This window comes from Ferruginibacter sp., assembly GCF_028288465.1.
GTDB lineage: Bacteria > Bacteroidota > Bacteroidia > Chitinophagales > Chitinophagaceae > Ferruginibacter.
Map to the genome: position 1 here is coordinate 30,759 of NZ_JAQBNR010000016.1, position 17,342 is coordinate 48,100.

At 42.6% G+C, this 17,342-nt stretch carries 18 protein-coding genes; 7 read left to right on the plus strand and 11 right to left on the minus strand.

The genetic code is table 11. From position 1 onward, the window contains the following. Positions 1 to 156: 156 nt before the first annotated feature. Positions 157 to 1,257 (plus strand): ATP-binding protein, encoded by a 1,101-nt coding sequence (locus JWR61_RS06995; RefSeq protein WP_301927127.1) that lies wholly within the window; start codon positions 157 to 159, stop codon positions 1,255 to 1,257. Between the two features lie 81 nt (positions 1,258 to 1,338). Here JWR61_RS06995 and JWR61_RS07000 read toward each other — a convergent pair whose 3' ends face one another. Continuing rightward, positions 1,339 to 1,974, minus strand: coding sequence for a hypothetical protein (locus JWR61_RS07000; protein ID WP_301927128.1), 636 nt, complete (start codon positions 1,972 to 1,974; stop codon positions 1,339 to 1,341). A 374-nt stretch (positions 1,975 to 2,348) separates the two neighbouring features. Between JWR61_RS07000 and JWR61_RS07005 the strand changes: the two genes are divergently transcribed. Then, positions 2,349 to 3,083, plus strand: a complete 735-nt coding sequence (locus JWR61_RS07005) for a DUF4386 domain-containing protein (protein ID WP_301927129.1) — start codon at positions 2,349 to 2,351, stop codon at positions 3,081 to 3,083. Positions 3,084 to 3,220: 137 nt separating this feature from the next. Here JWR61_RS07005 and JWR61_RS07010 read toward each other — a convergent pair whose 3' ends face one another. The 5 genes from JWR61_RS07010 to JWR61_RS07030 all read right to left on the minus strand — a co-directional run bounded on the left by JWR61_RS07010 (position 3,221) and on the right by JWR61_RS07030 (position 8,810). Continuing rightward, on the minus strand, positions 3,221 to 4,132 hold the full coding sequence (locus tag JWR61_RS07010) for an alpha/beta hydrolase (RefSeq protein WP_301927130.1): 912 nt from the start codon (positions 4,130 to 4,132) through the stop codon (positions 3,221 to 3,223). Between the two features lie 31 nt (positions 4,133 to 4,163). Then, complete coding sequence (locus JWR61_RS07015) at positions 4,164 to 4,904, minus strand: glucosamine-6-phosphate deaminase (protein ID WP_301927131.1); 741 nt, start codon at positions 4,902 to 4,904, stop codon at positions 4,164 to 4,166. A gap of 126 nt (positions 4,905 to 5,030) precedes the next feature. Beyond that, positions 5,031 to 6,431: a Gfo/Idh/MocA family protein gene (locus JWR61_RS07020; protein WP_301927132.1), complete on the minus strand. Its 1,401-nt coding sequence runs from the start codon at positions 6,429 to 6,431 to the stop codon at positions 5,031 to 5,033. A 34-nt stretch (positions 6,432 to 6,465) separates the two neighbouring features. Further along, entirely contained in the window at positions 6,466 to 7,782 is a 1,317-nt protein-coding gene (locus JWR61_RS07025; RefSeq protein WP_301927133.1) for a dienelactone hydrolase family protein, read from the minus strand. 107 nt (positions 7,783 to 7,889) lie between these two features. After that, a complete protein-coding gene (locus JWR61_RS07030; protein WP_301927134.1) occupies positions 7,890 to 8,810 on the minus strand; it encodes a glycosylase in 921 nt (306 codons plus the stop codon). A 237-nt stretch (positions 8,811 to 9,047) separates the two neighbouring features. On the opposite strand from JWR61_RS07030, the gene JWR61_RS07035 reads away from it, so the two are divergent. Further along, positions 9,048 to 10,469, plus strand: a complete 1,422-nt coding sequence (locus JWR61_RS07035) for an SDR family oxidoreductase (RefSeq protein WP_301927135.1) — start codon at positions 9,048 to 9,050, stop codon at positions 10,467 to 10,469. 147 nt (positions 10,470 to 10,616) lie between these two features. Further along, the gene (locus JWR61_RS07040; RefSeq protein ID WP_301927136.1) at positions 10,617 to 11,270 is read left to right on the plus strand and encodes a nitroreductase; all 654 of its coding nucleotides are present in this window, start codon (positions 10,617 to 10,619) and stop codon (positions 11,268 to 11,270) included. Position 11,271: 1 nt separating this feature from the next. Here the strand turns inward: JWR61_RS07040 and JWR61_RS07045 are convergent, their stop codons facing one another. The 4 genes from JWR61_RS07045 to JWR61_RS07060 all read right to left on the minus strand — a co-directional run bounded on the left by JWR61_RS07045 (position 11,272) and on the right by JWR61_RS07060 (position 15,173). Beyond that, positions 11,272 to 11,874 (minus strand): CDP-alcohol phosphatidyltransferase family protein, encoded by a 603-nt coding sequence (locus JWR61_RS07045; RefSeq protein WP_301927137.1) that lies wholly within the window; start codon positions 11,872 to 11,874, stop codon positions 11,272 to 11,274. After that, positions 11,871 to 12,143, minus strand: coding sequence for a zinc ribbon domain-containing protein (locus tag JWR61_RS07050; RefSeq protein WP_301927139.1), 273 nt, complete (start codon positions 12,141 to 12,143; stop codon positions 11,871 to 11,873). The genes JWR61_RS07045 and JWR61_RS07050 overlap by 4 nt, the downstream gene beginning before the upstream one ends. 192 nt (positions 12,144 to 12,335) lie before the next feature. Continuing rightward, positions 12,336 to 13,691: a DUF3943 domain-containing protein gene (locus JWR61_RS07055; protein WP_301927141.1), complete on the minus strand. Its 1,356-nt coding sequence runs from the start codon at positions 13,689 to 13,691 to the stop codon at positions 12,336 to 12,338. 144 nt (positions 13,692 to 13,835) lie between these two features. After that, complete coding sequence (locus tag JWR61_RS07060) at positions 13,836 to 15,173, minus strand: erythromycin esterase family protein (protein WP_301927142.1); 1,338 nt, start codon at positions 15,171 to 15,173, stop codon at positions 13,836 to 13,838. A 317-nt stretch (positions 15,174 to 15,490) separates the two neighbouring features. Between JWR61_RS07060 and JWR61_RS07065 the strand changes: the two genes are divergently transcribed. Genes JWR61_RS07065 through JWR61_RS07075 form a run of 3 tightly spaced genes read left to right on the plus strand, consistent with a single transcriptional unit; the run spans position 15,491 to position 16,828 of the window. Further along, positions 15,491 to 15,874 carry a dienelactone hydrolase family protein gene (locus JWR61_RS07065; RefSeq protein WP_301927143.1) on the plus strand — a complete coding sequence of 128 codons (384 nt, stop codon included), beginning with the start codon at positions 15,491 to 15,493 and terminating at the stop codon, positions 15,872 to 15,874. Between the two features lie 38 nt (positions 15,875 to 15,912). After that, positions 15,913 to 16,152 (plus strand): hypothetical protein, encoded by a 240-nt coding sequence (locus JWR61_RS07070; RefSeq protein ID WP_301927144.1) that lies wholly within the window; start codon positions 15,913 to 15,915, stop codon positions 16,150 to 16,152. Positions 16,153 to 16,195: 43 nt separating this feature from the next. Further along, positions 16,196 to 16,828: a phosphoribosyltransferase gene (locus JWR61_RS07075; protein ID WP_301927145.1), complete on the plus strand. Its 633-nt coding sequence runs from the start codon at positions 16,196 to 16,198 to the stop codon at positions 16,826 to 16,828. A 79-nt stretch (positions 16,829 to 16,907) separates the two neighbouring features. On the opposite strand, the gene JWR61_RS07080 is transcribed toward JWR61_RS07075, so the two are convergent. Next, positions 16,908 to 17,240: an HPF/RaiA family ribosome-associated protein gene (locus JWR61_RS07080; protein ID WP_301927146.1), complete on the minus strand. Its 333-nt coding sequence runs from the start codon at positions 17,238 to 17,240 to the stop codon at positions 16,908 to 16,910. Between the last annotated feature and the right edge of the window lie 102 nt (positions 17,241 to 17,342).

A 17,342-nucleotide genomic window follows, 5' to 3' on the forward strand; every position in this document is an offset into this window, starting at 1 on the left:
CAGTTACAGCTTTTAATGGAGTTACGGACTTAACTGCCCGGGATTGGTAATACGTTATTATCTGCGGCTGAGCCCGTTACTGATCATCCTGCAAAGGGGATAAATAAACCTTCGTTGGGCCCGGATTAAGCTTACCTTAGACGCCAGTAAAAAGCTATGCAATCCAATACAGAAGTAATAAAAAACCTCACCGAACAAAATGATGAACTCGAAAATTATTTCAGGAACACCATTATTCCCCAGTTATTTGTAGACGCCAATTTGATACTGAGGAAATTTACTCCTCCGGCTATGAAACAATTTAGTTTGTCGAAAGGTGATATTAACAGGCCCATGGCCGAAATTCATGACAATTTCAGGTATCCGTCCATAATAGAAAATATCCAAACAGTCATTGACAGCAATGAAATTCTTGAAAAAGAAATTCAGACTACTGACCTTCGCTGGTACCAGATGAATATCATTCCCTATATCCAAAAGGAAAATAATCAAACAAACGGAGTAATCATCACCTTTGTGGAAATCACTTTTCGTATCCGGGATTTAAAAGAACAGGAAAAATTAATCTCAGATCATGAAACACTGTTGGACACGCTTTCGCACGACATAAAAAACCCATTGGGTAATTTGATACTGGCAATTGATGAATTCAAAACTGGCGGACTGGAAAACCAGGAAAGTTTTGACGCCCTGCTGGGTATAGTGGAAAGGGCGCTGGGCAAAATACAAAACCTGATTGAAGACTTAAGTGAAAGCAGGGCAAAGGAACATAAATACAAATCGCATGCAGAGCTGTTGAATTTTGAACATATCCTGGAAGATGTGCGCCTTACACTGAACGAAGATATCAGGGCTTCAGGCGCCGTCATAAAAACAGACGTACAGATTTCAGAAATTACTTTTTCCAGGAGAAAATTAAGAAGTATCATATACAACCTGCTCAACAATGCAATCAAATACCGTTCGCCGGAAAAAAATCCGGCCATCGCAATCAGCATTATTCCCGATGATGAATACATCGTTGTTTCAATCACAGATAACGGTATTGGCATTGACGAAAGTAAACACGAAGCAGTGTTCTCCAAATATTACCGGCTTGACAATTCGCTGGAGGGGTCAGGCATCGGTCTGTACCTCGTAAAAGAGCTCGTTGTAAATTCCGGCGGCAAAATTTTATTGGAGAGTGAGCCGGGTAAAGGAACAACTATCCGGGTGTTTTTAAAAGACCTGGTGAAGACTCCTTTACTCAGTTCCTGAACACACTCCCTGTACAAAAAATACATAATGAAAAAAGACCACCCTTCGGGCAGTCTTTGTAATATCATTTACCATTGGTACTTAGTCTGCAGACTCAGCTACGCAGGTACAGTAATTCATTTTCGTTCCCCAGTTGCCGGCGGTTGTACTAATTTCTGATCCTGCACCCCAGGCGGTTTGTGCGTCTGTCACTCTTCCGGCAGCATCCAGTTTAACCACAACAGCATGCGCAGCTATACAGCCGCATTGTCCCAAACCAATGGCCGTAACTGGAACTTTGCAGGTAAATGTAGTAGTATAATTTTGTGTATCCTTGTATGGAAACTGGCCCGGAACGGGATTGCCTTTCTTGTTCACCGGTATGCCCTCACAGTCGCCAACATACAAATGTGTTTGTGTAAGCAGGTAGCCATTGGCCGTGCTATAGGTTACATAAATAAAATCGTTGTCATTACTTACCGAAATAGTCCCTGCGTCTATATGCTGTCCTGCAATGAGTGAAACTGTTGTGGCGGGGCAGCCCACGCCCAGGTAACCGAGGCTACCGCCGGCTGTGTTATCCACCCTGCTTGTTGAACTATGGGCGGGTGAAGCAGCCATCATTGTTGTTGTTGTTGTTGCCGTTGTTACAGTTGTTGGTGTTATGGCTTCTTTCTGGCAGGAAAATAAAGTGGTAAACAATATTACTGTAATAAGAGATGGGATACGCGTTGTCATACAATTTAGTTTTTTAGGGTTAATGAAAATATCTTTCAAATAGTTAAACACATATTGAACCAACAATACAACTAATTGAAAACAAGGTAATTGCGATTAGTCAGCGTTATTAATTTGTCCGTTTAACGGAATAAATACAGTGATTCTTCCAGATTATAGACGATTGAAGACAATTTTATATGCTACCGATAGATTTCATGAAACAATTTTCAATTTCTATTTATTATGAGGTGCTTCAAGGAAAAGTTTTGGCAGTAAAAGGCTTTCTGCAACAATAACCATTGAGCATTAGCACGCGCCGTTTGTATAGTATGCACAATGCCCTTAAAAATTATAACAATATTTTCAATCATCACAGTTAAAATACTACCAGTATGACTAACAGCAAGGAAGTAACCTCACCACAATTTTACGCACGAACAGGCGGGCTGGCGTATTTGATTATTATAGTAGCCGGTGCTTTGGGAGAATTGTTTATCCGCAATGCAATGATTGTACCTGGTGATGCGGCCGCAACGGCCCGGCATATCGCAGCTTCTCCTTTTTTATGGCGAATTGGTATTGCCGGTGATCTGGCAATGCATGTGTGCGACCTGGTTTTAGCCATCGTATATTTTACCCTGTTTAAAAGAGTCAATAAAAACCTGGCTATACTTTCAGTATTGTTTGGTTTGATTCAGACGGCGGTTTTGGTTGCCAATAAATTGAATTTAATGTTGCCCTTATTCTTTTTGGGGAATGCAGCGTACCTGAAAGCATTTGACCCGCAGCAGTTGCAGGCGCTGGCAGCCATCGCTATCGAGGCGCATGAACATGGATTTGCCATTGGCCTTATCTTTTTTGGATTTGAATGTTTGATTGATGGTTACCTGATTTTTAAATCGGTCTTCTTACCGAAATTTTTAGGCATCTTTATTTTGACAGCAGGTCTGTGTTATTTGGTAAACAGTTTTACACTGATTCTTTTTCCGGAATTTGCCGGTTCCATATTCAACATATTAATGGCGCCCATTTTTATTGCCGAATTATCCATGTGCCTATGGCTTTTAATAAAAGGAGTGAATGTTCCAAAATGGAACAGTTTGGTGAACAGTCAGCCGGCAGTTTAATTTTTTAAGCTAATGAAAAGATACTCTGACTTTTAAAAAGATTAAGCAACTTATAAACCGTTCAATCAAACAAGTTAGCATTCAACGATTCGGATTGCCTGATCAAAAGTCGTCTGATTATTTTCGGAGCATCAGAGTTATTTCATCCAGCCATTGGTTTTCATCCAGTCAAACAAAGGCCGCATCCATTGTTCCGTTGGCTGGCTAAGTACAAAACCATGATTTCCTTTGGGATATAAATGCATCTCGACCGGTACGTGATGATGCCGCAACGCCTCATAAAAAAGAATGCTGTTATCAACATCTACCACTTTGTCTTCTTCGCTATGCGTTATCCAGGCAGGCGGCGTTTTTTCTGTAACATTTTTTTCGTTGGAGAAGAAATTGATTTTTTCCAACGATATGTTGTCGCCCAATAAATTTTGCCTGGAGCCGGCATGGGTCAATTGATCTGTCATTGAAATAACAGGATAAACCAGCACCATAAAATCAGGCCGCAAACTGGTATGTTCTTTATTGGTAATAAAAGACGAATCAAAATGCACAGCGGCTGAAGCTGCCAAATGGCCGCCTGCAGAAAAGCCCATGATGCCGATTTTATCTGCTTCAATATGCCAGTTTACAGCATTCTCCCGAACCCGCTTGATAGCCTGCTGGGCATCCTGCATAGGGCCGATACTTTTATCCTTCATGATGGAATCGGAAGGCAGCCGGTATTTTAAAATAAAAGCAGCCGTGCCCTGTTTTATAAACGCATTCGCAATATTGATTCCTTCTGCCTGGTAACTTTCCATGCCATATCCGCCGCCCGGGCAAATGATAACGGCGCTACCATTGGCGCCGGCAGCGGCAGGCAAATACACTTCCAGCGTTGGATTGGCAATGCTTTTATAACCACCAAAATGGCCGTCCCAATTGATGGTAATCTCCTTCATATTATTAGGAACCGAATTGGGTATGGCACCGGTGTACAAAGGAATTACTGTTTGTGCGAATAGCCCGGCAGCGCTTGTTAACAGGCTGATAAAAAAAAGTATTTTAATCCTCATATTTTAATTTTATTTTTTAAGAAAAATCATTTTACCTGTTTGAAAGCAAGGCTGCTGCATATTGATCCAGATAAATTGTACAACCGGCATGCAATTGCAAAATACTTGCAGGATAAAGATTACTAACCGGTTGCTCAATAGTATTTTTTACGGCCAACGCCTTCCTGCTGTCGGGCACAGAACAGATAATATTCTTTGATTTTAAAATCTGCCTCACCGACATGCTGATAGCTTGTTGCGGCACTTCTTCCAATGATTTAAACCAACCTTCCCCCAATTGTTGCAGCCTGCAGGCTGCATCCAGTTCCACTACAATATAAGGCGCTTCGGCTTCAAAATCCGCAGGCGGATCATTAAAAGCCAGGTGCCCGTTTTCGCCGATTCCTACCAAAGCAACATCAATTGGAAGTTGCTTTATCAGCTCGTCCAAACGAGCGCATTCCTTTATTGGATCCGTTTCCCCATTAATCAGATGCACCGCCTGCAACGGCGGCAACTTTGATAAAAATCTTTGCTGTAAATATTTTCTAAAACTGGCAGGATGAGTTACCGGCAAACCTATGTATTCATCCAGGTGAAACATAGTTACCTTACTCCAGTCAATATCCTTTTCAGCAATTAACTGGTTGATGGTTTCAAACTGGCTCGCACCCGTTGCCATGATGATATTGGCTGTGCCATTGGTAGCAATGGTCTCACGGATCAGTTGCGCAGCAACAGTTCCGGCAGTTTTACCCAGCTCAACAGGAGAAGCAACTATTTTTACATCCATTATAATCAGAGTTTAGTATTGATAACCGCGAAGCCCTTAAAATTAAATTCGCCCCAATTCACCATTCACAACTCACGACTGACCATTGTCTATTGACCACTCACTACTCACCGCTCACCACATCATTCACATCTTCACCTGCGTATTCCCTCCTTTTGCCAGCGAGATATCCACCGGCTGATTCGTTTTCCATGAACCGGAGGTGAAATCAGGCACATCGATTGAATTAGACCGATGCGCTACCGACCATTCACTTAGGGGCGCTATGGAACTCCAAAGCGCAGCATCGTATACGTCCATATCTACCGGCAATCCGTTTCTTAAACAATCAATCGTACGCCAGTCCATTAAAAAATCCATGCCGCCATGTCCGCCAACCTGTTTCGCCATTTCTCCTACTTTTTTTACAATGTTGGGCGTGTACTGATCTTCTATTTTTTTATAGGCTGCTTCATCCAACCAGTCTTCATGACCAAACGCAATGCGGCCCGGCAGCGGATATTTTATGCAGGAACCTTTGGTACCACTTATTTTATGAATGCGGGAATATACATTGGGCGAAGTCACATCATGCTGCAACATAATGGTACTTCCCTTGTTGGTTCGGATGGTGGTCGTGTTCATATTGCTCCTGAATTTTTTACCGGCAAAAGGTTTATAAAAATCATCTTTGGCAGCCAATGCTTTTGCTTCGGCACCCATCTGAAAATCTTTACCGGATACCGCCACCAGGAAATCCATTTTATCACCGCGGTTAATATTCATGGCCTGCGCCACGGGCCCCAGGCCATGTGTAGGATACAAATTACCATTCCTGAAATTTTCTTTCAGCCGCCACATATCATAGTATTTTTCTTTGCTGAAATTGCCCTCCAGTAACGTATGGAGGTAGGCGCCTTCGCCATGAACAATCTCACCAAACAATCCCTGTCGTGCCATATTCAATGTAAGCAGTTCAAAAAAATCGTAACAGCAATTTTCCAGTATAATGCAATGTTTGCGGGTTTGTTCCGAAGTGTGTACCAATTGCCAGCATTCTTCAATTGTTCTAGCTGCAGGCACTTCCACGCATACGTGTTTTCCTTGTTGCATAGCGTATACGGCCATTGGTGTATGCAAAGCCCAGGGCGTTGCGATGTAGACCAGGTCAATGTCTTTGCGGTCACACATTTTTTTCCATTCATCCGCTTTGCCTGTATAAATATCCGGCTGATGTATTGTGTCTTCCAGCGATTTTTTTACCGCATTTACTTTGGCAGGCCTGATGTCGCACAGTGCTTTTATTTCTGTACCGTCAATATGCGTCATCCTTTCCACCGCAGCCGGACCACGGTTACCCAGGCCAATAAAACCAATCCGCACCGTATGTATTTTTGGTGCAGCAAAACCACACATGTTGAAATGACTGGCATTGCTTTCCGGAAAATAGTAAGGCAGTTCTGCGGCAGCTTTCAGCACAGCGGCGCCGGCAACACCAACACCGGTAAGACCTGAATATTTTAAAAAACTTCTGCGGTTACTTTTCATTGAAATTTATTTTTTCTGCAGTAATTTATGTGGCCTATTTTTTCAACCATTTATCAAACCATGCAAAAGCTTCTGCCTGCATCTTCGCATCAAACTTATGGGGGCCGGGATAATAAGAACAGTTAAAATGATTGGCTGCGCCTGCTTTTGCATATACTTCCCGCAAAATTTTATCAGCTGCTTTCATCTCCGGCAGCGTATACAAATCATCCTGTTCATCATTTAATACCAGCGTTGCAAGCGGTGCACGCAAGCCTAAAATTTCAGGGAAGTCCAGTTCGTTGGGCAGCAGGGGTACGTACACCATCCAGGTATGCGTAAAAGATTTATGCAGTACAAAATCTTTCCAGGTTGTCATGAATCCAACGCAAACGGCGCACTTGATTCTTGGGTCCAGTCCACCCATAAAAACGGTTCTTAATCCGCCGCCGGATAAGCCGCCGCAACCAATCCGGCTGGCATCCACATCTTCACGGTCACATAAAATATCCAGCGCTATTTTATCTTCTGCAAAGAAAACACCCGGCCAGGTTGTACCTGCACTAAACAATGATTTCGCCATAATATGTTCATGCTCGCCGGCCCATTTATTATAAGCTGCAATGCCATCTGCATTTTGCAGATCAGGATCTGTTAATCCATCCCGCATTTTTTCAGGCACATCCTGCAGCATTACCTTTCTGCTGGCAAACGTAAAAGCATCCGCCACCAACACAACGTAGCCTCTTCTCGCCATTTCGTTGGCCCAGGCAAAACCTTCATAATATTCTTTCTGATGATCAGCCATCAAAGCCAATTGCTGGTCGGATGTTTTCGTGATTTTTTTTGTACCGAAAAATTTATTGCCCCCATGATCGTGAAAGGCTAGAATGGCGGGCAGCTTGCCCTTTGCATTGACCGGCTTTAACACAATGGCTTCAGTAGCCCGGCCATAAGGCAATTGCCAGTTTAACTCTTCTATATGCAAGCCATCGTAGTCATATTGTTTTACCATATTTATCGCAGGCTTATTGCCAATAAACGGCACAGCCATACGGTCAGTCACTTGTTTTTTTGCAGTCTTTCGCCAGGGATCCAGGTTGGCAAATTCTTGTTTACGGAAGGATAAGGAAGGCAATTTATCCTTGCGCAAGCCTGCGGCCCAATCGCCATACTGGCCGATGATACTAAGGCTGGCATTATTTTGATTATTGTTTTCCATGGCAGAAAAATTATTTACAGCGGATAAATTTTCAGGAGGAGAAGGGAAAATGTTTTCAACAGGAGATAATCCTTTCAGCGATCCGCCTCCTGCAATACCCAGGCAGGCAAGACTACCCAACTTTAAAAATTGGCGGCGTTTATTTTCCATCTCTATTTTTTTAAAAGTTCAAAATAAACAATTTCAACAATAACCAACCCGCTGTGGTTGCATCCAAACCCATCGCATACGTGGTTAGTAGAAAATACTTTTACCTGTCACTGTCCGCTGCGGGGAAAATACACATTCACTTCAGGATGCATTGTATACAACCTATAGGCCTTGCCGTCATTCACTATTATGCCACTTGATTTATCATTGCTGACAATGGGATTTTTAGCGTATTTTTTCCAGTGCACCAGGTCTTTCGAAACAGCTACATTGGTACTCCATTCATGCCAGTCTTTAAAAGCAGATGCATGGTAGTATCCATAATACAATCCGTCGTATTTAATAACCTGGTTCATGGCAACTGCATACTGATCGTAGGTTTCAGGGCCCATCTTCAGTACCGGCTCATCCTGCACATTTGTCCATACCTTACAATCGGTTGAAGTGGCCAGCCAGATTCCAAGATCATCCCTTTCATACAAGAGGTACCAAAGGTTATTTTCTTTCAATACACAGGGAGTACCAAAAGGTCCTTTCGAAATAGAGGTACCGTCTTTACGGCGTATATCCAGGTTACCCTGCTCAGTCCAGTGAATGCGGTCGGTTGAAGTTAGCATATGCGCCGTATCTCCCCTGCCTTCTGCAAACATGTAATACACACCGGCTGATTTTACAACACACATATCTTCCACCCACCCGCCGCTGTACACAGGATTGTCTTTGTATCTCGTCCAGGCAAGGCCATCCCCTGAGGTGGCATAGCCTAAATGTTTTATATCACTGGTGTCAGTATAGCCGGTATACCAGAGATGGTAGCGGTTGTCTTCTCTAATTATATAGCCCCGCTCCCTGATATTTTTATCCCATGTATCAGCACCTGTTCCCCCAAATAGCGGGTTATTTTTGTAAGGAGTAAACTCAACAAGAGCTTTGGCAAAACCATCAATGGTATACTTTGATACGCGTTGAGCCACACTGTATTGAAGGATAGTGATCGCTGATAAAATAAGAAAAGCAGGTTTGTACATATTGGTTATTCTTATTGTTGAAAGTAACTATTTTTTCTTTATCAGCAACGGCTCTTTCATTACCGGCGACTTCGATTCATTTTACTTATCAATCGGTTGCTGATTTATCAAAAACCGGCAACTACCGGCAGCTATGTAGAAAACCATACCCGTGGCGGGCGATCTTTCATTAATTCGCACTATTGTAAACTTTTCGCTACCGGATGTGTTTTGTATCATCAACAACAATTCTGCATTTTGAAAATATTGCTTACAGGCGCCACTGGCTACATTGCGCAACGATTATTACCCGAATTGCTTAGTGCAGATCACTATGTATACTGTTGTGTTCGGGATAAAGCACGTTTTGATTTACAAAAATTTGATGACCCTGATATTGCTGTGATTGAAGTTGATTTGTTACAGGAATCCACTTTACAAAATATTCCTGCAGATATTGACATCGCTTATTACCTGGTGCATTCTATGAGTACGGGCACGGGAGACTTTGAAAAAATGGAAGCGGCATCGGCGGAAAATTTTAAAAGGCGAATGGCGCAAACAAGTGTAAAACAGGTCATCTATCTTACGGGCATTGTAAACGAACAACACTTATCAAAACACCTTCAATCCAGGCAACAGGTAGAAGAAATTTTAAAAACAGGGTCCTATGCTTTTACCGCTTTGCGCGCCGGTATCATTGTAGGCTCGGGTAGTGCCTCGTTTGAAATTATCCGTGACCTGGTGGAGAAACTGCCCGTGATGGTTACACCAAGATGGCTGCATACCAAAACGCAACCGATTGCCATCCGCGATGTGGTTGCCTATTTAAAAGGCGTTATTGGCTTGCCCCAGGCACTCAATACCAGTTTCGATATCAGCAGCGGCGAAGTGTTTACCTATAAAGAATTATTGCTAAAATTTGCTTCGGTAAGAGGCCTCAAAAGAAAAATTATTGTGCTGCCTGTGCTAACGCCACGGCTATCATCCTACTGGTTGTATTTTGTTACATCTACCAGTTATCAGCTGGCTAAAAATTTGGTAGACAGTATGAAGGTAGAAGTAATTGGTAAACCCAATAACCTGGGCGAGCTCCTGCACATCACTCCCACGCCTTATGAAAAAGCCATTGAACTGGCCTTTGTAAAAATTGAAAACGACCAGGTGCTTTCCAGCTGGAAAGATGCACTCAGCAGCAACATTTTGTACAAAGGTTTAACTGCTCATCTGCAGGTGCCAAAAGAAGGTACTTACAAGGACAAAAGAAAAATGAAGGTAACAGATGTGCAAAAAACAATGGATAAGATATGGCGCATCGGTGGTGCCAATGGCTGGTATTATGGCCGCTGGCTCTGGATTACAAGAGGCTTGATGGATAAGATGGTGGGCGGCGTAGGCCTGCGCCGGGGCAGACGAAGCCCAACGCAATTGTATCCCGGGCAGGCACTTGATTTTTGGCGGGTTCTGATTGCAAGTAAAGAAGATAAACGCCTGTTGCTGTACGCAGAAATGAAATTACCCGGCGAGGCCTGGCTTGAATTTTTTATCAATGAAAATAATGAGTTGGAACAAACAGCTACGTTTCGCCCGCTGGGCTTGAGTGGCCGGTTGTACTGGCTGGCGGTGTTGCCTTTTCATGGTTTTATTTTCAGGGGCATGTTAAAAGCTTTGTGTGAATAGCATGTAACTCTCCCCCGACGAGGATTATGATTCTTTCAATAAATATTTATTGCTGTTTAAAAAATGAATGACCGAAATCAAGTATTGCTTTGATAACGATCATTGTAATGAAAGGTATAAAACAATCTTTTTGTAAAAATACCGCTCATGACAACAGCAACATTAAAAGAAGCCGCAACCAATACTGATACCATCGGCATCATTTGCCAGCGAAGGGCTGTAAGAAAATACAAGGATAAACCGGTAAGCATTGAACTGATTGAAAAAATCCTGGATGCCGGCAGAATGGCGCCATCGGCAATCAACAAACAACCCTGGAAATTTTTTATTCTTACCCGCAGGGAAACCATCCGGCACTTTTCAAAAGAAATTAAGAAAGTAGCAGTAAAAGATTTTGTAAAGGCAGGTCCTGCACAAATATTAAAAACAGTTACCCATTTGTTGCATTTTTTGCCAGGAGCTATCGAGTTGTTTAAAAGTTCGGACCATGTATTCTATGGTGCTCCCGTAGTGATTTTTATTACCGCACCGGCCGATAATGAATGGGCTTCGCTGGATGTGGGCATGTGTGCGCAAAACATGATGCTGGCGGCGAAAGCAATGGGCCTTGACAGTTGCCCGGTAGGATTTGGAAAGTACGTAGAACACACCAAAATCTATTCCCTGTTAACTATACCTAAATCGGATGAAGTGAAGCTGGCGCTTATTTTTGGCTATGGTAATGAAACCCCGGAAATGCACAAACGTGTCCGTAACAATGCCTTTTTTATAGATGGAAAAACGCAGGCCGAAAAACAATAAGTCAGGCAGTACGCCTGTTTTTTAGCAGCCAGTACAAACCCTTCACATTTGCTTTCCATTGCGGCAGCAACAAAATCAATATGATTTCTTCCGCAAGGTCAGCAGCAGTAAATAAGGCTGCGGTATAAAATAACCAGTACACAGGCTGTTGCAGAAAAAATAACAGGATAAAGAATACGCCCTGCAACACGGCCGACAGTTTGGCAAGGTAAGTATGAAAGCTGCTCATTTTACCATACCGGCTAAACGCCAGTACGTTTTGCACAAGAAACAAAACCAATAGCAAAATAAATATTGCCTTCTGCTCCCTCACAAATACCATCTTAAAAAATACAACGCCAGCCATTGCCGCTACAATGGTAAGATCATCTGCAACAGAATCAAGCCTGGCTCCAAAAAGGCTTGTTACTTTTAATCTACGGGCCAGGTAACCATCCACGGCATCTGTAAAAAAACTCTGTGCCAGCAGCCATTTAAATATGTCAGACTGCCCAAGAAAGATCAGCAAAATAAGTACCAGCGAAGCTATCAGCCGGTACAATGTAATGCCGTTGATAAGGTAATAACGTAATCCGCCCCCATTCTTGTCAGTTGCCTTATTCATACTGTTGTTTTCGCCGATCTCCATCGTTTTAATTGTGGCAGACTATTTACTGCCATGTCGATTATTTGCTGATCGATCTTTCGGTTTTCCATTTGCAGCCTGACTACCGAAGTCATTTCATTCAATGTCATTTTTGGATTAATGAACGCTCCCTGCTGGTAGCAATACGTGCAGTATTCCTGGCTTTTTGAACCATCCATTTCGGTGCCCTGGAGGCCGGGATCGTCAATGGGCATCCTGCAACTTTGACAAAACAATTTCTGTTCCATACTATCTCATTTTAAAAGATGAAGTGGTGTAAGTATTCATTGCAAGTGTGCAATTTTGATAATTGGTTATTATCATTAAAGTTATACATACATGGAAAATTCTTCAATGACGGGAGTTAATACGTTACATGATGAAAGTCAATTTAAAGCCTTATGCAAAACCCGACTTCTGGCTAAAAAAATTGAACGGTTTTAGTGTACCGTAAAACCATATCGTAACGAAACCCTCAGGTAGTGATAGTTTTTATTTACAACATCAAAATTGCGATACTGGTTTTGCAAAGTCATTAAACCTGGCTCCGCACAAACTGAAAAATTATTCTTTAATCTGAATCTTATTTCGCTGGTAATACTGTGCATAAAGTAATTGGCCGTATTTCCATTGATGGTTCTTAACCAGCCGCCCCTGTAACTGATGGTGTAAAAAAAATGTTTTGCTATACCAACAGTGCAACTGCCATTTATAGCAATGCCAGCACAGTAATCATAATTTCTTTCTTTATAAAAATAGATATCAGGTACCGCAGCCAGCAATATCAGCCCGGTACCTGCGGCAGTATTTATCTTTAGATTTTTTGAGGCCGAAAATTCAGATAGCAAATGCAAACGGATACTTTCAGCACTGTAGAAAAAAGCTTCGTTATTGATATAATCGTAATTGGCAGACAATAAAAGTAAATGGCGTTCCTTTTCTTTCGACTTAATCCGCCAGCCCTTTAATGAACCGTAGACACTGGCGATATTTACTTTGGAACTGTCATCATTTGAAAATTCGGCGTTGACGGCAATATTGCTAAAAGGCGTTTTGTAATTTTCAAAAGGGGTGCCATACAACAATTTCACATGGCCATAGAGGGTAAACGCTGCGTTCAAATTGGTGCTTTTAAATCTGCGCAATCCTACGTCAAATTCGGTGTATACTTTAGCTGAATCCCGTTCAGCTGAATTGGCCATCACCTTGCCCCATTGCCCGTTTACTATGCGGTTAAAGCCATTCACAGGGTTAATCATAAAAGCCAGCACTTCACTCGTTTGCCTTCTGAAGCCACGCTTGCGGTTATCAACCATTTTTTGAGATAAACGGTAAGTCATCTCACCCAGCACAACACCACCGAAACCAGTATTGATCAGGTCGTTTGGAGCAGGCGCCTGCACTTCTGAAAATGTTTCCCACAAATAACTGCCAACAAAAGTCCCAGGAACGGACTGCCAAAAACTATATCCATTTGCCCTGAAAGCACTGTAAAACTGGCTGCCATGATAAGGGTGACCAAACTGGTTGGTGGTAAAACCGTCACCATCCCAAACCCAGCTACCCGGGCTTAAATTATCGCCAATGGTTTTAAAGGAAATGCGGGTATAATCTACTTTCCGGATGTATTGATCCACTAAAAAAGGAGTGGTTTCTGCCAGCATCAGTTCCAGCACAGCCCGGCCAAATCTTTTTTCAACAATGCTGTCACTGAATTTATTTTCAGGCACACTGTCAATGGCATAAACCTCTTTTCTATCAGCGAAGTCGCCACCAAAAACCGGGACTGCAGACATGAAAAAAGTAAGGATTGAAATAAGGTAATGGATTACCCAGGCTTTATGTTTTTTGATGAAAGGAGCAACAGGCAACATTTTAGAAAAGTTTAACCTGCTTAACACTATTCCTTTTAAGCAGGGGTACGTGAAAGCCTGCACCGGCTAAACGCCAAACGGATAAGTTTCAGGCACCTGGTTTCCTTCTGGTTCAATGTGCAGCGGATGCAAGGCATTTGTTTCATCCAGGAAAATAAAGGCATTGTAACGCAGTGGTAAAATGGTAGGCACGTAGTTGCCGTATTGTTCATACTGCGGATTGTATACCACCCCAATCGCCCGGTGACCGATGTGATTTTCCATGAACATATCATTGCCTGTAAAATCATCCATCAGCAATAATTTATTTTCTGCTCCGGCCTGATGCAACAAGTATTCCCAACTGCCCCTGGCAGCCTCCGGCATTTGGATAGATTGCATTGCTGCACCCCAGCTTCGTCCCGCCATTACTGATCCTTTATAAGAACCAAAGCCAACAAGAAAAACACCCTTATCGTGATGCTGCAGCCTTGCCAGTTCCCCAATGTTAAACATGCCTTCTTCAGCCATATCGGTGGCCCTTGCATCGCCTACATGTGTGTTATGTTCCCATACAATTGCTTTGGAATTTTCACCGTGAAAATTCAGCAGCCGTTCCAGCGTGTCGGCCATATGCCTGTCCCGGATGTTCCAGCTGTGGGGACCTCCTTTGATCATAGCACGATAATATTTTTCCGCTTCTACCGCAACGAGCGCATTCTGTTCGGCATTAAAAACATTTTCATGATCGGTATTATATGACGGCATTTTATTACGAATCTCTTTTAACAGGGCCACCACATCTGCCTGGCACAAATCCGGCACAAACTGGGATGCCCTTGCATAAGACTGGCCTTCATCTTTGCTGTATGGTTCGAAGCATTTATACGCGTTTTCTGCAACCCTTAAAGCAGCCCTGTCTGTTTTTTTAAGGTAATCCATAATGCTTTCCATACTTTCCCACAGGCTGTACACATCCAGGCCGTAGAAGCCGGCTTTTTTATTGGCAGGCAAGCCCTGGTTATGCAGTTGCAGCCAGTCTGCCAGCGCTGTAATTTCCCAGTTGGCCCACATCCATGTTGGCCAGCGTCTGAAGGCCTGCAATATTTTCAGTGCCCCTTTATCGGCAATGTCATACCCTTTTACAAAACGGTTCAGCCGGTAACAATCCGGCCAGTCACCTTCCACCGCAATAAAATCAAAACCCTTTTCTTCTATCAGCCGTTTGGTAATATGGGTGCGCCAGGTGTAGTATTCATGTGTACCATGACTTGCTTCGCCCAGCATCACGATCCTTGCATCTCCAATACTGTCGAAGAGGGGCTGCAGGTCTGCCTTGCTTTGCAGCGGGTAAGCTTTGCTTTTGATATAAGCCGTTGCATCCCTTTCATGAAACGACACTTCTTTTGTAAAATAACGGCGCATGATCTATAATTTACCTGTATTGCTGAAAGTTGAACAACGGGTGCTCCAATAAGGATATGCAACCCGTTTTAATCCACCTACAAAGCAATTAAATTTTACAGTCATTTTTAATGTTGGTGATCAATATCAGAGTTGATTGCTGTCAGTATTCTTTTGTATTAAGCGGCTGCTTAATGAGGACCGTCAAAGGTTTATTTGACAGTGGTCATTGTATTTGGCAATGCCAAATAGTACGTTTGCACTGAGTTAACCCCAGGTTGTTTACAGAACACCAGATTGGAAAAGACCTTTATTTTATTATTCAACAAATTGATACTATGGATATGCTTTTTGATAAGGAAATAACCATCCCCGTTGGTGATCTGAAGGTGCAGGGATACCTGCAAATTCCTTTACACGCAAATGCCATCATCCTTTTTTCTCATGGTAGCGGAAGCAGCAGGTTAAGCAAGCGCAACCAGCAGGTAGCACAACAGTTGCAAAATAAAAATTTAGGTACGCTACTTTTTGATTTATTAACCGAGGAAGAAGACATGTATTACCGCAACCGCTTTAATATTGATTTATTAAGCAAAAGATTGGCCGGTGCGACTGAGTGGCTGAAATCACTTTCCGCCGCAAAAGAATGCCGCATCGGCTATTTTGGCGCCAGTACGGGAGCCGCCATTGCGCTAAAGGCTTCGGCTGTGTTTCAGACATAGGCGCTGTAGTATCAAGAGGCGGAAGGCCCGATCTTGCGATGAGCAGTTTATCAAAAGTAACCGCCCCCACATTGTTGATTGTGGGCAGTTTGGATACCGAAGTAATTAAATTAAACAAAGAAGCTTACCTGCAATTAAAATGTAAAAAGAGTTTTGAAATCGTTGAAGGCGCATCGCATTTATTCGAAGAACAAGGCAAACTGGCAATGGTAGCTGAACTGGCCAGCCAATGGTTTGAAAAATATTTAACAACAAGCCGGGTGGCCGGATCAGTTTAATGCGACTTAATTAAAATGGAGTAGGAAAAATTAAATCAGGCAGATGTTCCAGGACAGAATAGAAGCTGGATTGCTGCTGGCAAAACAGCTGAGAAAATATAAAAATGACCCCGGCATTGTACTCGCTGTGCCCCGGGGAGGAGTACCGGTAGCTTATGTAGTTGCCAAAGAACTAGGTTTTCCGGTAGAACTGATACTTACCAAAAAGATCGGTCATCCAAACAACAGGGAATATGCCATTGGCGCTGCCAGCCTCACTGACTATTTTGTTATCCCGCATGAAAATATATCACTGGATTATATCGAAACTGAAGTAAAAAAAATAAGGCAAAGATTAAAAGAAATGTATGGCAGTTTCATAAGCCATACAACGCCGGAAAAACTGGAAGGCAAAACGGTTATTGTGATAGACGACGGTGCGGCCACAGGCAACACTCTTTTGTCAACCGTACATGTGTTGCGCAAAAGCAAGCCTCGTAAAATAGTCATTGCTATCCCGGTTGCCTCGCAAAGCGCCGTTGACAAATTATCGAAGGTAGCCGATAATGTGGTTGTATTGCTTGTACCACACAGGTTCTATGGCGTTGGCGCATTTTATAAAAGCTTTGAACAGGTAACTGATGAAGAAGTACAGCTATATCTGGATAAATTAAATGAACTTAAAAAAGCCGGATAGCCACAACGCTTACATGTAAACACACGAAGAAAAAAAGCACATCTTTCATCCTTTTATACCGCTATTGAAAGCTTTCCCGTTATACCTTGACCGTACTAACAATATCTTCCTGCGGCTCCTTCTGTTTTTTAACCTGTTGCATCACCATCCGCTTAAGTTCTTTAAGCGTTTCTTTTGCTGAAGCTTTAAAGTTCTCCGTGCGGGACTTGGCTGTAATTGTATCAGCAAAAACGGCCAGTTTTATTTCGCATATTTTATTTTCAGCGGCAATGATTTTATCATCCACTTTCAGCAGCACATCTGCAGAAGAGATGTCCCTGTTCAGGTGCGAAAGCTTCATCAGTTCGGCGCTGATTTCTTTTACCAGGTTTTCCGGTACGCCTTTAAATGGTGTTTGAAATTCAATTTTCATACTGATTGTTTTATAAAATAATGATGTGTTTTTTTATAATAACCTTTACGGCAGTTACTGCTTAAACACTAATCACAGCCTGTGTAATAATTAATAAATCAT

What these genes read in the sequence shown, in the direction of transcription:
- JWR61_RS06995 (WP_301927127.1), top strand. Translation starts at nt 157, where the DNA reads ATGCAATCCAATACAGAAGTAATAAAAAACCTCACCGAACAAAATGAT.
- JWR61_RS07000 (WP_301927128.1), bottom strand. Translation starts at nt 1,974, where the DNA reads ATGACAACGCGTATCCCATCTCTTATTACAGTAATATTGTTTACCACT.
- JWR61_RS07005 (WP_301927129.1), top strand. Translation starts at nt 2,349, where the DNA reads ATGACTAACAGCAAGGAAGTAACCTCACCACAATTTTACGCACGAACA.
- JWR61_RS07010 (WP_301927130.1), bottom strand. Translation starts at nt 4,132, where the DNA reads ATGAGGATTAAAATACTTTTTTTTATCAGCCTGTTAACAAGCGCTGCC.
- JWR61_RS07015 (WP_301927131.1), bottom strand. Translation starts at nt 4,904, where the DNA reads ATGGATGTAAAAATAGTTGCTTCTCCTGTTGAGCTGGGTAAAACTGCC.
- JWR61_RS07020 (WP_301927132.1), bottom strand. Translation starts at nt 6,431, where the DNA reads ATGAAAAGTAACCGCAGAAGTTTTTTAAAATATTCAGGTCTTACCGGT.
- JWR61_RS07025 (WP_301927133.1), bottom strand. Translation starts at nt 7,782, where the DNA reads ATGGAAAATAAACGCCGCCAATTTTTAAAGTTGGGTAGTCTTGCCTGC.
- JWR61_RS07030 (WP_301927134.1), bottom strand. Translation starts at nt 8,810, where the DNA reads ATGTACAAACCTGCTTTTCTTATTTTATCAGCGATCACTATCCTTCAA.
- JWR61_RS07040 (WP_301927136.1), top strand. Translation starts at nt 10,617, where the DNA reads ATGACAACAGCAACATTAAAAGAAGCCGCAACCAATACTGATACCATC.
- JWR61_RS07045 (WP_301927137.1), bottom strand. Translation starts at nt 11,874, where the DNA reads ATGAATAAGGCAACTGACAAGAATGGGGGCGGATTACGTTATTACCTT.
- JWR61_RS07050 (WP_301927139.1), bottom strand. Translation starts at nt 12,143, where the DNA reads ATGGAACAGAAATTGTTTTGTCAAAGTTGCAGGATGCCCATTGACGAT.
- JWR61_RS07055 (WP_301927141.1), bottom strand. Translation starts at nt 13,691, where the DNA reads ATGTCTGCAGTCCCGGTTTTTGGTGGCGACTTCGCTGATAGAAAAGAG.
- JWR61_RS07060 (WP_301927142.1), bottom strand. Translation starts at nt 15,173, where the DNA reads ATGCGCCGTTATTTTACAAAAGAAGTGTCGTTTCATGAAAGGGATGCA.
- JWR61_RS07065 (WP_301927143.1), top strand. Translation starts at nt 15,491, where the DNA reads ATGGATATGCTTTTTGATAAGGAAATAACCATCCCCGTTGGTGATCTG.
- JWR61_RS07070 (WP_301927144.1), top strand. Translation starts at nt 15,913, where the DNA reads ATGAGCAGTTTATCAAAAGTAACCGCCCCCACATTGTTGATTGTGGGC.
- JWR61_RS07075 (WP_301927145.1), top strand. Translation starts at nt 16,196, where the DNA reads ATGTTCCAGGACAGAATAGAAGCTGGATTGCTGCTGGCAAAACAGCTG.
- JWR61_RS07080 (WP_301927146.1), bottom strand. Translation starts at nt 17,240, where the DNA reads ATGAAAATTGAATTTCAAACACCATTTAAAGGCGTACCGGAAAACCTG.